Origin of the sequence: Desulfatibacillum alkenivorans DSM 16219 (assembly GCF_900142135.1) — a bacterium.
GTDB lineage: Bacteria > Desulfobacterota > Desulfobacteria > Desulfobacterales > Desulfatibacillaceae > Desulfatibacillum > Desulfatibacillum alkenivorans.
On the sequence record NZ_FQZU01000003.1, the window covers coordinates 101096 to 115659 of the forward strand.

General features: G+C 54.2%; 14 protein-coding genes. 9 read left to right on the forward strand and 5 right to left on the reverse strand.

All coding sequences use genetic code 11. The features are described 5' to 3' along the window. Nucleotides 1-74: 74 nt before the first annotated feature. Entirely contained in the window at nucleotides 75-1703 is a 1629-nt protein-coding gene (locus BUE18_RS03870; RefSeq protein WP_073473027.1) for a sigma 54-interacting transcriptional regulator, read from the forward strand. Between the two features lie 51 nt (nucleotides 1704-1754). Here the strand turns inward: BUE18_RS03870 and BUE18_RS03875 are convergent, their stop codons facing one another. Then, nucleotides 1755-2216 (reverse strand): MaoC family dehydratase, encoded by a 462-nt coding sequence (locus BUE18_RS03875; protein WP_015948618.1) that lies wholly within the window; start codon nucleotides 2214-2216, stop codon nucleotides 1755-1757. Nucleotides 2217-2501: 285 nt separating this feature from the next. Beyond that, nucleotides 2502-3497 (reverse strand): zinc dependent phospholipase C family protein, encoded by a 996-nt coding sequence (locus BUE18_RS03880; protein ID WP_073473029.1) that lies wholly within the window; start codon nucleotides 3495-3497, stop codon nucleotides 2502-2504. Between the two features lie 210 nt (nucleotides 3498-3707). Here BUE18_RS03880 and BUE18_RS03885 point away from each other — a divergent pair, with 210 nt between their 5' ends. The 3 genes from BUE18_RS03885 to BUE18_RS03895 all read left to right on the forward strand — a co-directional run bounded on the left by BUE18_RS03885 (nucleotide 3708) and on the right by BUE18_RS03895 (nucleotide 6184). Further along, nucleotides 3708-5153, forward strand: coding sequence for an HNH/ENDO VII family nuclease (locus BUE18_RS03885; protein WP_139264599.1), 1446 nt, complete (start codon nucleotides 3708-3710; stop codon nucleotides 5151-5153). Next, nucleotides 5143-5517, forward strand: coding sequence for an SMI1/KNR4 family protein (locus BUE18_RS03890; protein ID WP_073473033.1), 375 nt, complete (start codon nucleotides 5143-5145; stop codon nucleotides 5515-5517). The genes BUE18_RS03885 and BUE18_RS03890 overlap by 11 nt, the downstream gene beginning before the upstream one ends. A gap of 286 nt (nucleotides 5518-5803) precedes the next feature. Then, the gene (locus BUE18_RS03895; RefSeq protein ID WP_244549276.1) at nucleotides 5804-6184 is read left to right on the forward strand and encodes a nuclear transport factor 2 family protein; all 381 of its coding nucleotides are present in this window, start codon (nucleotides 5804-5806) and stop codon (nucleotides 6182-6184) included. 94 nt (nucleotides 6185-6278) lie between these two features. On the opposite strand, the gene BUE18_RS03900 is transcribed toward BUE18_RS03895, so the two are convergent. Further along, complete coding sequence (locus BUE18_RS03900) at nucleotides 6279-6842, reverse strand: flavin reductase family protein (protein WP_073473037.1); 564 nt, start codon at nucleotides 6840-6842, stop codon at nucleotides 6279-6281. A gap of 86 nt (nucleotides 6843-6928) precedes the next feature. Next, nucleotides 6929-7363, reverse strand: coding sequence for a MarR family winged helix-turn-helix transcriptional regulator (locus BUE18_RS03905; RefSeq protein WP_073473039.1), 435 nt, complete (start codon nucleotides 7361-7363; stop codon nucleotides 6929-6931). Between the two features lie 223 nt (nucleotides 7364-7586). Between BUE18_RS03905 and BUE18_RS03910 the strand changes: the two genes are divergently transcribed. Next, nucleotides 7587-8090 (forward strand): cyclic nucleotide-binding domain-containing protein, encoded by a 504-nt coding sequence (locus BUE18_RS03910; protein WP_073473447.1) that lies wholly within the window; start codon nucleotides 7587-7589, stop codon nucleotides 8088-8090. A 100-nt stretch (nucleotides 8091-8190) separates the two neighbouring features. Here the strand turns inward: BUE18_RS03910 and BUE18_RS03915 are convergent, their stop codons facing one another. Further along, a complete protein-coding gene (locus BUE18_RS03915) occupies nucleotides 8191-9234 on the reverse strand; it encodes a nitroreductase family protein (protein ID WP_073473041.1) in 1044 nt (347 codons plus the stop codon). Nucleotides 9235-9545: 311 nt separating this feature from the next. Between BUE18_RS03915 and BUE18_RS03920 the strand changes: the two genes are divergently transcribed. The 4 genes from BUE18_RS03920 (at nucleotide 9546) to BUE18_RS03935 (ending at nucleotide 14520) form a co-directional block, all read left to right on the forward strand. Continuing rightward, nucleotides 9546-10448 (forward strand): MerR family transcriptional regulator, encoded by a 903-nt coding sequence (locus BUE18_RS03920; protein ID WP_073473043.1) that lies wholly within the window; start codon nucleotides 9546-9548, stop codon nucleotides 10446-10448. 376 nt (nucleotides 10449-10824) lie between these two features. Next, on the forward strand, nucleotides 10825-12048 hold the full coding sequence (locus BUE18_RS03925) for a thiolase family protein (RefSeq protein WP_073473045.1): 1224 nt from the start codon (nucleotides 10825-10827) through the stop codon (nucleotides 12046-12048). Nucleotides 12049-12098: 50 nt separating this feature from the next. Beyond that, nucleotides 12099-13460, forward strand: coding sequence for a phenylacetate--CoA ligase family protein (locus BUE18_RS03930; protein ID WP_073473047.1), 1362 nt, complete (start codon nucleotides 12099-12101; stop codon nucleotides 13458-13460). 100 nt (nucleotides 13461-13560) lie between these two features. Continuing rightward, nucleotides 13561-14520, forward strand: a complete 960-nt coding sequence (locus tag BUE18_RS03935) for an NAD-dependent epimerase/dehydratase family protein (protein WP_073473049.1) — start codon at nucleotides 13561-13563, stop codon at nucleotides 14518-14520. The last annotated feature ends 44 nt before the right edge of the window (nucleotides 14521-14564 follow it).

The window sequence follows — 14564 nt, forward strand, 5'->3', positions numbered from 1 at the left end:
AACGATCGGATATATTTCAAATGTGAAATCGGCCTTGCATAAATGAAATACTCCAACATAGGAACGCCTCCTTCATGCTCGCTCAAGACCTGAGACCGGAAGAAATTTTCCGCCGGGACAGGGCTACGGGCTTCCCCTTATTCGGAAGCCAGCGCCTGCTTATTACCGGCGTGCCCACCCTGCAGCGGTTTGGAAACGATTTAAGGACCATCATGGGCCAGAGAACCTCGGCCACGGTCATGACCCGTTTGGGTTACGACACCGGTTTGGCCGCCGCCATGGCCCTGGCGGACATGTACGAGTTCGACTCCCCCGAAGAATGGCTGAAGTCGTTCAAGGTGCTTCTGCCGGCCACGGGCATGGCCGTGGAGCGGGACAGCCAAATCCATTTCGATCCTGAAAACAAGACCCTCCGTTATACGGGAATCTGGGAAAAGTCTTTTGAAGCCCAGGTGTGGAGCATGTTCACCGGGGGCGCCAGCGATAAGCCGGTATGCCATGTGTTGAGCGGGATTGTAAGCGGCTTTTTCACCGCCATTTTGGGCAAGGATGTCCTGGTGCACGAGTTGTCATGTAAGGCTCAGGGACATGACTATTGCACATTTGAAGCCCGGCCCATGGAGGAGTGGGGCGAGGATCCGTTAAAAATCCACGAGCCCTTGGATGAAGACTGGCTGAACGATGAAATCCATCGCCTGCAAAAGGAATTGAAGCAGTCCCGGGAGGTGCTTGAAAAGCGGGACCAGGAGTTGCAGCGCCTGAAAACCGGCCCCGAAAAAAACCGGCACGGCATTGTGTTTCGCAGCCCGGAGATGGGCAAGATCGTGGAACTGGCGGAAATCGCCGCGCCCAGCAATTCCACGGTGCTGGTCCAGGGAGAGAGCGGCACAGGCAAGGAACTGGTTGCCCGGTTCATCCACAAGGCCTCCCAGCGCGGGGACGAGCCTTTTGTGGCTATCAACTGCGCGGCCATTCCCCACACATTGATCGAGTCTGAGTTGTTCGGGCACTTAAAGGGTTCTTTCACCGACGCCAGGGCGGACAAAAAAGGGCTGTTGGTGGAAGCCGGGCAAGGGACGATTTTTATGGACGAAGTGGGCGAGCTGGGCATGGAGGTCCAGGCCAAGCTGCTGCGGGCTTTGCAGCAGCGGGAGGTCAGGCCTTTGGGCGGCCTGAAGACGGTTCCCATACAGGCCCGGATTATCGCCGCCGCCAACCAGGATCTGAGGGAAATGGTGGAGCAGGGTGCTTTCCGGCAGGATCTTTTCTACCGGCTTTCGGTCTTTCCCTTGCTTATTCCGCCGCTCCGCCAGCGCCGGGAGGACATTCTCATCCTGGCCCGGCATTTTTTATCCCGCCTGGATCCGTCTCATCCCGGATTCACTCCCGAGGTGGTCCGGCGCATGCAAGCCTATCATTGGCCGGGCAATATCCGGGAATTGGAGAACTGCGTGGAATACGCCTATATTTTATCCAGCCGGGAGCCCATCCACATGAGGCATTTGCCGATTTCCATGGCGGAAAAGCCCCGGGACATATTCGACGACCTGGCCGGAGACTTCCCCACGCCCAGGGAGCTTGTGCGCAGGTACGCCCGGCACGTGCTGCAGCACACGGAGGGAAACAAGACCCAGGCGGCCCGTTTGATGGGGGTGAGCCCCGTCACTCTGTGGCGCTATTTGAACCAGGAGGCTGAAACGTAGACAGCCCCCCGGTTTCTCGAGGGGCTGCTTGTGATCGAAAAGAGTCGCCGTCTATTGCACGAAGAACATGGCAAGGCTTTCAGCGATGCAGGCGGGTTTGTCTTCGCCGTCGATTTCAATGGTGTTGGTGGTGGTGACCAAAACCCGGTTGCCGGATTTTTCCTCCACGTTGGTCAAAACCACGCGGTCGCGCACCTTGGAGCCCACCTTGACGGGATTGATGAAGCGGACTTTGTTCAGGCCGTAGTTGATGGCCATGACGGTTCCTTCGGGAAGAACCATGTTGTCGCCGCTCAGGAACGGAATCAGGGACAGGCTCAGAAAGCCGTGGGCGATGGTGGTTCCGAACGGGCCTTCGGCGGCCATTTTTTCATCCACGTGAATCCACTGATGGTCTTCCGTGCAGTCTGCAAACTTGTTGATGCGGTCCTGGTCAATCTGCACCCAATCGCTGACGCCCAGTTCCTGTCCGATGCGTTCTTTCATTTTTTCAACAGGCAATGTTTCCACCATGATAAATCTCCTTTTCGGAAAAGATAGGTAATAAGTCAACCAGGCCCGAAGCCCGGCAAATTTACTCTGATGATCAATGTCTCTTTGGGGTGGAGCAAAAAAACAAGCCGGGGAATTTTGCGTTGGAAAAAATAGCCAGGCCGCCCCCCGGCAAGATTCGACGCGGCCTGAAATAACGCCGCCAACTGCACGGCGCGGCCCTTTCTCCCCATGGCGCAGTGGGCCAAGGCGCAGTTTTTATAACACAGGGCGTTGGTTTAGGCAATAAATTGGAACGAGCATTCGTTATTTAATCGCCCTGAATACATTCAAGACCCGATCCATATCCACAAACAAGTCGTAATGCGCTATGGCCGTAACCGGTACGCCCACCAAGCCGGTTTCCAGGGAAGGCCCCTTGATTCTCTGAAAAAAATCCAGGACGGTTCCCTGCTCCAGATGCTTTTCCACCAGTTCGAACATGCGGGCCATGACTTTGGCGGCCTTGGCGGCCAGCTCCTCCACGGTTCCCTGCTTGGGCCTGCCGGTAACCGTATGGCGGTACTTAAGACCGGCCTGGAAATAATCCGGGCGGCGAGGCTCTTTGTAGGGATAAAAAAGGGTCAGGAATTTATCGCCCTTGCCTTCTGTGGACCGGTTGATGAACCAGGAAAGCCGGGCCAGGCTTTTTTGCATGAAAATCCACTGAATGGCGCCATGGGCGTACAGGGCCTTACGGACCCCATTGTTCGCTTTTGCGGCGCCTGGAAAATAAAGGGCGCTCACCATATCGTCAAAGGCGGCGGCGCCCATTTCCTTTCCCTTCAGCAAGGAGAAAAAGGAGATGGGCCGCTCCTTGATTCCGTTCATCCTGAGGTGAAAAAGGTCCAGATAGCTTTCCAGCTCCCTGTGCCTTGTGAGGCTGAGATCTTTCCATTCATCCGGCACTTCCGTGGAGCTTCCCGAATAGTACTCCACCCAGGGGTGATACACGGCGTCCGCCAGAATATGGGAGAAGGTCCCCATAACAAAGGCCCACATGCCGTCCGACCATTTGTCCTGGTAGGCTTTCACCAACCCGGTCAACGGGGCGAAGGTGTTTTCGCCGTCCTTGCCGTGGAGAAAATGGGCCAGCAAGTCGAATTCCTCAGTATTTTCCAATGCGTACATGGGCGTGTCGGGTATGACGGCGCCCAACAAATAAAGGTTGGGATTTTGGGCGATCATCCGCCGGGCCTCCCCGTCCTTAAGGCGGCGAAAGGCTTCCCTGGCCAGAATCCAATGGGTTTGCTCCTTGGGCATGAACCTGCTCCTTGCGTGTTTGCCAATTAGTGGCAAATTCCCGCCCCGGCGTCAACGGCAAAACCTCGCCCGATGGAATATGCGAGGGAAAATCATCCCCTAATCGCTGTTGGTTTGTTGAATTTGACAAGATGGTTGTTACTATGTAGTATTTAGGAATCACCATGTATAATTGATTGCTTTGGGAGGGCGGGCTGTCAACAGGTTTGGTTGGCAATCCAATGCGCCTGGGCGAGCCCAGATGTTCACAGACCGAAACACCCCCAAATTCATGTTATGCTATTGGCGCAATATGGTCTGCTTACCCTAACCCAAGGAGACGCCATGCGCCTTAATAGAGAAAACATTTTGGATATTGTTCTGGGCAGGACTCCCTGGCCCGCTGCCGAAGCTGATCTCATGGGGATCCCCGGCCTGGATGGAGTGTATCAGGATGGCGTAGAACCTTCCGCCGGACTCCGCACAGACCTTCCTCCTGGCCTTTCCGCCGCCGAACTCATAGCCGCTATGAATAATAATGAGTTCCAGGCCTTCAAAAACCAAGTGGCCAGGGGAGAGCGCAAAGTGCTGGACCCTCCTGAGCCCTTTTGGGATGCGGAAACAAAGGATGCTGCATTGCACGCCCTTGGCCTGGATGAGGAAGGGCTGTGGTGGACGGATGATGCAAAGAATCTTTTGTACCATCCGGAAGGGATTGTGGAAGGGCTTGGACAAGCGGTCACTTCGATTCCCGGGGGCTTTTTTGGCGGCATGGAAGCCATTAAGAGGGCCATTGATTGTGTGGCGCTGTCTCATGAAGTGGACCTGGAAAATTTTCATGCGTATATAACCGAGGGATTTGAGGAGAAAGCCAGCGAATGGGACTTCCTGGTTTATGAGCCAAGAACCAAAGGCGCAAACTTGGTTGGACTGGCCCTTAGCGCTCCCGCTGTCATGCTATCAGATGCGGGAAGAAGCCTGGCAACCCTGGAAGCCTTTGAAGACTCGCCTAATATAAGGGGAGCTCTCCGTTTGGCTGGAGACTTCGGCGGCACAGCCCTTTTGGCGAAAATCTTTAAGAAAAGCGTTGGCGAGAATACGCATTCTTCCAAAGTTCCGCAAGAACATCTTGACTTGGTCAAACAGTTTCAGGAAGCCAACAACCAGGTTCCAACCCTGGGCTTGAAGGATAAAATAAAGCGCTCGTTTAGCTCCGACAGAAAGTATCCGGAACGCGAACTATTGGAACTGTACAAGAAATCATCGGAGCCTGTCCCATCCCTCCTGGATATTTTGTCCCCGGATGAAGTCGCAGAACATTGGAATCGCATGAATTCCCTGGAAAAGCACATCATTTCAAACTCTAAGATCATGATGGTTAATGGCCGGCCCGTGGCTTTTTTCAGAGGAACCAAGATTGATCCGTTGGTGGAAAATTCTAACGGAGTGAAAAATTACAAAAATATAATGGAAGGGGGCGCGCCTAAATCCTCAGGCGGCCAAACACTCCAACTTCATCACGTAGGACAGATGGACAACGGCGTTGTTTTTCCTCTATACCAAAAATCGCATGGAATAATACCTAACAGTATAGATATTAGCGAAATCGATAGAAACGCTTTCGCAAAATATCGATCCGGTTTCTGGGAACAGGGAGGTAGACATTATGACCCTTAAATCACGTAGGGTGCAGGTCGTGGAAAAGGAATTGGGAATGGAACTGCATCCCCAATACATTAAGTTTTTGGATCGATATGGTCATTACTGCGTCGGGACTGTGGAAGTGTTTGGATACTCCGAAAATTTTATTGGCATTGATAACTATCCTTGCGTTATTCACACCACAAGGTCGATGAAGGACACTTATCACCTTGGCCCTAACCACCTGCTCATAGCGCATACGGAAGACAGCGACTACGTGGCAGTCCTGGACAACGATACCGGAGAGGTTTTCGAAACGGACATCAACGGTTACCGCACGGTAGTAGCCCCTTCCTTTGACGCATGGTTCGCCATGGTCCGGAAGCAAGGCTATATTTGAGTTCTTCCGCCACATCCTACTATCGCCGGCCGAAAATTTCTACCCTCCCGGCCTTGACGCTAAAACCTTCTGCAGGTGCGCTGGCCGGAAAAAAATCGTTCACTGACTTGCCTTAATGAATTCCCGCGTATTAATCTAACTCAGTTGCTTCTCAAATTTCTATGTCATCTTAAGAACAATACACCGGCAGGCGGCGATAACGGAATAAATCTGCTTTACCCTTTTATCTCATTTGGGTTGGAAGGAGAGCGCCAAGGAACAATCCGCAGAACTCAAGGACCTGTATGTGAAGATTTGCCACGCCCAGACCAATGGGGATTACGCTTTTTTCCGGAAAATGTTTTCACAAGAGGACGGCGTTCTGGCCATTGGCGCGGACCCCAATGAGTGGTGGTTCGACTACGACGCCATAACCAAGGTTTTTCAGGCCCAGCTGGAGGAGACGGGCGGGTTCAAGATCCTGGTGGACGACCCTTGCGCCTGCTGCAACGGTTCCGCGGGATGGATCGCCGGCAATCCTGCTATCAAGATGAACAACGGAACCGAATTTCCCATGCGGCTTACTGTGGTCCTGGAAAAAGCGCAGGACGGCTGGAAGATCGTGCAATGGCGCTCTTCGGTGGGCGTTTCCAACGAGGGCCTGATCGGGGAGACGCTGACCACTTGACGATTATTCGGTCTACGGATTGTTTCTGAACACTATCCTTGGTCCACAATTGGGAAGGGCCGGGCTTCTCCTCAAAAAAGCCCGGCCGGCCTCCTTATTTGCTTTTTAAGGCTTTTCCCGCATTCCAGCAATTCCCCAAGGCCCGGCCCAGGGACCAATACTTCTTGCCGGCCATGTCAAACAGCAGGGGGCGCAATTTAGCCATGTCAACGCCCCCATCCGTGAGAACGCCCTCGTCAGCATAGGTTTCCGTCAGTTCGCCGATAAAGATGTCATGGCTTTTGAAATCCAGAACGTCATGAAGTTTCAACTCCATGTTCACCGGGCACTGCCGGATCATGGGCGCTGTTCTTAAATCCCCGTAAAACACGTCGAACAGCGCAGCCTTGTCCGTTTTTTTTCCGGTCATGATTCCGCAGTAATCCGTCTCAACCATGAGATCTTCCGACGGCAGGCAGATGCTGAAGGTTTGATTTTCTAGAATGCCCTTGTTGGTATAATGGATTTTCGCCAGTCCGATGGAAAGATACTGAGGGGTTCCATGGTTGAGAATGCCCACGTGGGCGACGGCCAGGAAATTGGCTTTGCCGTTGACATTCGCGCCCACCAGGGTGGTTGGCATGGGATACAGGGCGTTAACGGGACCTATGGATTGCATGGTTGTTCTCCTTTTTGTGGTTGCGGGATAGCAAGTTAGCCCCATGGTTTATTTGTTTGTACATACAATCATATCGGCAAAAAAATTTAGCCGGCCCGGTTCAATTTGTCATAGGCGGCGTCGATCATGACGGTCAGGCCGTCCCCTTCCTTCCGGCCCAATACCCGGGAGTAGCGCTCGTGCAGGCTCTCCCACGCATCCGTGATGGGCTGGTGTAGGTCTTCGCCCTTGGCCGTGGGAAAAATCTTGGACATTTTTCCCTCGGACTGGCGGGAGAGAAACCCTCTGTTGACCATGGCGTCCACAAATCGCGTGACCGTGGAGGGCGCCAACTGCAGGTGTTCGCACAACTCCTTTTGCCCAATACCCGGGTTGTCAATGGCCAGCATCATGAGGAAGGCATGAGAGGGCGACAGACCGGTCGTGCGGAATTCCTCCTCGGCCATGCGGGTGATCACCCGCGCCAAAGCATTGGCGGTGAAATAAAGGCAGTCGTTTAGAATGGTTTTGCTGTCGCCCACAGTGCGGCCTCCTTATTTGTATATACAATTATAGTCCTCCGTGAAAAGCGTGTCAAGCCCCGATTCATATCCTTTCTCTTTGGCCTGGGGTGAGGCCTGCCCCCTCTTGGCGATTGACATGCCGGGGCGAGGTTGGATATTTTTAGGGACAGGAAATTGCCTGGCCGCGGGCTTTGACGACGCGCCCGCGGCGATGGGGCTTCCCATATTTTACGGAGGATTTATGACCGCGCAAAACAACGGACTTGTGGGCGAAAGTAAAATCACCAACCATATCATCGACTGCCTGTCGTTTATCCCGCTGTTTGACGGGCTCTCCCCGGCGGATCTCAAGATCGTGGCCAAGCACATGCATTTTATCGAGGTGGACGAAGGCGAGCTGGTTTTTGAAGAGGGCGAGCCCGGGGACTATGTGTGTTTTGTTGCCAGCGGATCTCTGGAGGTCATCAAGGAGTCCTCCAAGGGGGAGCGTGCGGCCCTGGCCACCTTGTCCCGGGGGCGATCCATCGGCGAAATGGCGCTCATTGATGAGTTTCCCCGGTCCGCCACGGTCATCGCCAAAACCAGGGCGACCCTCATCACGTTAAGCCGCAGCAATTTCAACCTGATCCTGGCCAATCATCCCAAGGCCGGCGTGCCGGTTTTAAAGGGCCTCTCGCGGCTTTTGTCCATGAATTTGCGAAAGACCTCCGGCCAGTTGGCCAACCTGATGCTGAGCTATGAATAGTTAATTATTTCGAAATATTGAGATAATTCGTTTGAAATCAAAAAAAGGGGCGGGCCTGCGTAAAAGGCCGCCCCTTTATGCGTTAAAAGCGTCTTTTGATTTATATGGAATCCACCCAGTGGATGCGGGGCTGCTCCCGGGCCACGGGGTTGTCCACCTGGCCTTGGGGGTAGCCGATGGACAGGGACGAAATAATCTTGAACGGTTCTTCGATGCCCAGTTTTTTCTTGAGCTTGACGTCAAACCCGATGGCTTTGGCCAGGCTGACCCAGCAGGTTCCCAATCCCAGGGAGTGGGCGGCCAGGACCATGGTCTGGCCTGCTATGCCCGTGTCCAGCTCCACGCTGCCGATGCCTCTTTTGTCCGCCAGCAAGAGGATGACGGCCGGGGCGCCGAAGAAAATGTCGTAATTGGGGTCCGAGGACGCCGCGTTGATACCGCCCCGCGCCCTGGGCTCCGTGTCTCCGGTTTTGATTTTGGTCAACAACGGAAGCAACGCTTCCTGCCACAGGGCCAGTTTGGCCTCCTTATCCCCCGGGGTTTTTTTGTTGATCCAGGGTTTGGGCAGGGTCAGAGCGCTGACTTTGTACAGGGACGCCTTGCATTTTTCGTTGAGCGCGGAAATGACGTCCCGGTTGTCGATGGCAATGAATTTCCAGGGCTGATTGTTCCCGGCCGAAGGGGCGAAACGGCCCGCTTCGATGACGCGCTCGATCATATCCCTGGGCACCTTTTTTTTCTTGTACAGCCGGACGCTTCTCCGCTGATAGATAACCTTCTCGGTCTCCGTCAGTTCCGGCTCCTGGTCTGCGTATGTGGTTTGCCCGTTGCGTCCCAGGGGGTTGGGCATGGTTTTGGGGCCCTTAAACAAATGGGCGTTTTTCCAAAATCCCTTGTCCACCCGGTAGTCGCCTTTAATGGTGATGGCGTTTTGCGGGCACGAGGCGGCGCAGTTCTGGCACGTGATGCACCTGAAATGGTCGTAACGCTGGTTGGGTCTTGATTTTTTGCCATAAAGTTCGAGCAGTTGGATGGGGCAAGCCTTGACGCAGCGCCCGCATCCGTTGCATTTATCCCTGTCCAGAACGAATTCGGCGTATCTGGCTTGAGGCAAACTCATGTGCCGGTATTTTTCCAAAAGCATGGGGTGTTCCTTTCCGGATTTTGTTTAGGCCGAGGCGAGTCTTAGGGTTTATCCATAAAGGAGCACGACTATCCAGTCAATCAATTTTTTGACCGAACGGTTTAAAATTGGACTTAAAGGATATTTTGTTGAAATAAATTCTTTGAATAATAGCCTGTTATTGAAGTGTATTTTGTCAATGCTCCGTTTGGGAAGGAAATTTGACTTGCCAGTCGCCTTTAAATAGTCTATGTACAGTTACGCGTTAATCTGTTGTCTTCGGCCTTGATTATTTAAGACAAATCATTCCAAAATTGATCCAGGAGGCTCTTTTGGCGGATTCTCATGACAAAAAATGGTTTCGCATCGCCGAGTTGGAGAGGCAGTCCGGGGTGTCCCGGCGCACCATTCATTTTTACCTGCAGGAAGGCCTGCTTCACGCGCCCATGAAAACGGGAAAAACCATGGCCTACTACGATGAAGCGCACCTGGAAAGGTTGAAAATCATTTGCGCCGCCAAAAAGCAGGGCATGCCTCTTTTCGCCATTCGGGAAAAAATCTCGGCCATGAAAGGCGCTCCCGACCTGCCGGCCCGCAACAAGGGCGTCGGAGGCGCGGGGGCCAGGAAAACCGCTAAGAAAATGCCCAAAAGCGCCCAGGGGAACAAAACCCGGGAGGCTATCCTGGATCTGGCCTGCTCCATTTTCCGCTCGGAAGGATATAAAGGCGCCAAGGTGAGCGACATCACCAAACGTCTGAATGTAGGCAAGGGAACTTTTTACTTTTACTTTTCCGACAAAAAGGAACTCTTCCTGGAATGCGTGCCCCGCATTTTCGCGGAGTTGTTTTCCGACGGGTGGGATGAAATCGGCCGGGAGCGGGATCCTATGGTCAGACTCCAACTCCGCGCCAAGGCGGTTTTGCCGGTCCTCAAGGAATTTTGCGCCATCCTGGCTTTATGCAAGGAAGCGGTGGAGGATCCGGACCCCAAACTCAAGGATCTGGGAAACCGGGTTTTTACATCCATCCGCAAGCCCATAGAGACCGATCTCATCAAAGGGATGAAAATGGGCCTGTTCCGGGACGTGGACGCCAAGCTCACCTCCGCCATCATTGTGGGCATTGCGGAAGGCCTGCAATACCTCCAATCCTGCGAGGAAGGCTTTGGCATGGCCAGCGCCCAGCAGAGTCTGCTGGACTTTTTCCGTTACGGCGTGGCCGGCGACGCCCGCTGATTATCTTTGCATTTTCATGGGGAAAAACCGGCCCTGACGCCGGCCGAACCCAGGCGTTCGTCTGCAACTGTTCATTAACTATGCGTAGCTTCCCATGACTTGTCTTTTGCCTTATTTAGGAATTTAAAGACTTCCATCGTCCGAAATTTATTTTATAAATCCTCATTTTTCCACTCTATCTGAGAATTTATTCAGTTTTTATGGCGCACCGCGGCAAAAAAGCGCTTGACTAGACAGTTTGGTTGACTATATAGTCAACTATCATGCAAATCGGATTTCGGGAGGAGGTCCCGGAAGATCCATTTTCAGCCGCCTGATTGAATTCCTTTTAAACAGGTCAAAATTCATTACAATTGAAATTCAAGGAGTATGAAACATGCGGGATGTGGCTATTGTCGGCGTTGGCATGACACGATTCGGAAAGTATCCTGACAAGGGCATTAAAGAGCTGGTGGCGGAGTGCGTGGACGCGGCCCTGGCGGACGCCGAGCTTGAAAAGGATCAAATAGAAGCCGCCTACATGGGCAGCGCCGCCACCGGGCTTATGACCGGGCAGGAAATGATCCGCGCCCAGGTCACTTTATCGGCCATGGGAATTGAGGCCATCCCCATGTATAACGTGGAAAACGCCTGCGCCAGCAGCTCCACCGCTTTCCATACCGCCTGGACGGCCGTGGGCGCCGGGCTTTACGACGTGGCTTTGGTGGTGGGCTTTGAAAAGCTGTTCGATCACGATAAGAAAAAATCCTTCACGGCCCTGGGCGCGGCCGTGGACGTGGAGATGGTCAAGCAGTTTTTGGAGGAATATGAGAAGCAGAACAAGACCAAGGAAAAAATTCTTTCCAAGGGCGCCGGGGAGAAAAAGTCCATCTTCATGGACATGTACGCCTACTACACCAAGGGCTACATGCAACGCTTCGGCCTGACCCAGGAGCACTTTGCAAAAATCGCCGTCAAGAGCCATAAAAACGGCGCAAACAATCCCCACGCCCAATACCAGGAGGAAGTCACCCTGGAGCAGGTGCTTCAATCAGGGGACGTTTCCTATCCGCTCACCCGGATGATGTGCTCTCCCATCGGAGACGGATCGGCTGCGGCCATTATCTGCTCCAAAGAGGTCGCCTCCCGGTTCAAGAATCAGCCGGTATGGGTGGCCGGATCCGTCATCGGCAGCGGTAAGCTGACCGCCGCCCAGGAGGACACCCTCACCAAACGACTGGGCCCCAGGGCTTTTGACATGGCGGGAATCACCCCCAAAGACCTGGATTTGATCGAAGTGCACGACGCCACTTCTCCGTCCGAGATCATCACCATGATCGAATTGGGCATCTGCCCCGGCGAGGAAGCAGGCGCATGGATAGACAACGGCGTCATGGAAGTGGACGGCGATATTCCCGTCAATACGTCCGGCGGCCTGGCCTCCAAAGGACATCCCATCGGCGCCACCGGTTTGGGGCAGATTCATGAAGTCGTCAAACAACTCAGGGGCGAGGCCGGCAAGAGGCAGGTCAAGAACCCCAAGATCGGCATGACGCACAATGGCGGCGGCATTCTTGGAGTGGACGCGGCCGCCATGGCTCTGCACATTTTCAGAAATTGAAGATTGTAGATGATTTTAATTAAAATTGTTCGGTTTAGCAGGGGGGTAACATGGAAAATCAGGACCGGCAGTACTGGAACATGGACATTGAGAGCAAGCTCAACACGCCTGAAATCAAGGAGTTGCAGCTTGCAAAACTCAAGGACGCCCTGAAATGGCAATACGAAAACACGCCCTTTAACCGCGCCCGCTTTGACAAAGCCGGCGTGAAGCCCCAAGACATCAACAGCTTTGAAGATTTCGCCAAAGCCATCCCGCCCGCAGGACAGCCGGAAGTCCGCGGGATCATCGAGGAAGTGGGCCTGGACATGAACAAGCTCATGACCCACTTGTTCGGCCAAAAAAGGATGGATGACCTGTATCTGCTGACCACCACATCAGGCACCACCGGCATTCCCACGCCCTATCCCAATTTCAAGCCGGGCATCGTGGACGGCAGGGAAATCATGTGCCGCGCCGCCTGGCGCATGGGCGTCAGGCCCGGAGACCGCATCGGCCTGTGCTTCGGCCTGTCCATGCATGCGGCCGGAACGCCCCAGGTTCTGTGGTATTACGATTTTCCCGGCGTGACCATGGTTCCCATCGGAGCCGAGGCCGGAACGGAAAAAATCCTGCAGTTCATCCAGCTCTTCGGCGTTAACGTGTTCACCGGCACTCCGTCTCTGGCCTTGCATCTGATTGAAAGATGCCCGGAAGTGCTGAATATACCCATCAAGAATCTGGGCATTAAAACCCTGATTCTGGGCGCCGAGCCCGGAGCGGGCATTCCCGAAGTGCGCCAGCGCCTGGAAAAGGAATACGGCGCCCAGGTCTTTGACGCGGGCGCAGGTTACGGCTGCTCCTGCGAACACCCGATCTACCAGGGCATGCACTGGCTGGCCGACGACATGGCCTATTACGAACTGGTGGACCCGGAAACCGGCGACGCCATTCCCATGGAGCACGGCGCCCAGGGAATTATGGTCGGCACCTCCCTCAACCCTCAGGGCGCCGTGTGGTTCGACATGCGCTTCACCTTGGGAGACATCCACCAGGTGTTCACCGAGCCCTGCCCCTGCGGCAGGTCCGGCTTCCGCTATAAAGTCGTGGGCCGCTCCGACGACATGCTGAAAGTCAAAGGCGTGCCCGTCTACCCGGCCGCCATCGAAGGGGTGATTCACTCCTTCCCCGAAGAACTCACCGGCTCCTTCCGCATCGTGCTGGACGAACCGCCCCCCAGAGTGGTGCCGCCCCTCAAACTGCGGGTGGAGCATTCCGCGGAAGTCCGCAAGGATGATCTGCCGGACCTGGAAAAACGCGTGAACGAAAAAATGCACAGTCTGCTTAAAATCCGTCCCGCCATTGAATGGCTGGAACCCAACACCCTGGAACGCGCATCCAAGAAAACGCAACTGCTGGAAAAGAACTATTAGAATACCGGTAAGTTAAAATAGCATGGCTCCTAAAGGGGCCATGCCTTGCGCCCTTAAATATAACAAGCGTTAGAAATAAAAAGGGCGCAAAGGAGGGAACATGGGCAAAACAGTCGCAATTACGGGCGTCAACAGCTATTTCGCACAAACCGTAATCCCGAAACTGGCCGCCGATGAAACCGTGGACAGGATCATAGGCATTGACGTAACCCCGCAACGGAAAAGCCACCCCAAGCTGGAGCATGTCCGGGCGGACATTCGCAGCCCCAATCTGGACAAGGTCTTGCAAGGGGTGCACACGGTTTACCACATGGCATTCATTGTGGGGGAGCTGCGGAACAAAAAGGAAGCGTGGGACATCAACATCAACGGCTCCAAGAACGTGTTTTCGGCCTGCGTGAAAAACCGCGTCAAGAAGGTCATTTACACGTCCAGCGCCACGGCCTACGGCGCGCATCCGGACAATCACCTGAGCATTACGGAAGACAAGCCGCTCCGGGGCAACAAGGACAGCTACTACTCCTACGGCAAGGTCCAGGTGGAGAATTTTGTGACCGACTATTTCCAGGACCATCCCGAGGTCAAGCTGGTGGTCTTAAGGGTGGGCCTGGGGGTGGGGCCGAACATCAACAACATGTTTTCGGATTTCTGGTCCCGAAAGGTTTACGGATTCATGATGGGAAGGCATCCCCATTTGCAGTTGATCCACGAACAGGATCTGGGAGACGCCTTATACCTCGCCTACAAAAAGAATCTCCAGGGCATTTACAATGTAGCGGCCAGCGACGGCATTCCGGCGCGCTGGGCTTTCAAGCAGGCGGGCGTCCGCCTGTTCGACCTGCCTACTCCGGTGATGAAGGTTTTGGCCAACGTGGCTTTCACCCTGCACCTGGAGACGGTGAGCCAGGGCTGGGTCAGCCTTTCGGAATATTCCATCCACATGAACACGGACAAATTCCGCAAGGCCACGGGGTGGGAGCCGAAATACAGCTCCGAGGCCGCGTTCCTTGATTACCTGGATAATCGAAACAAACCCGGCAAGGGAGCGCGCGCTTCATAGCCGGCTGCGGCAATACTCATTGGACTAAAAGGCGCATGGAAGCG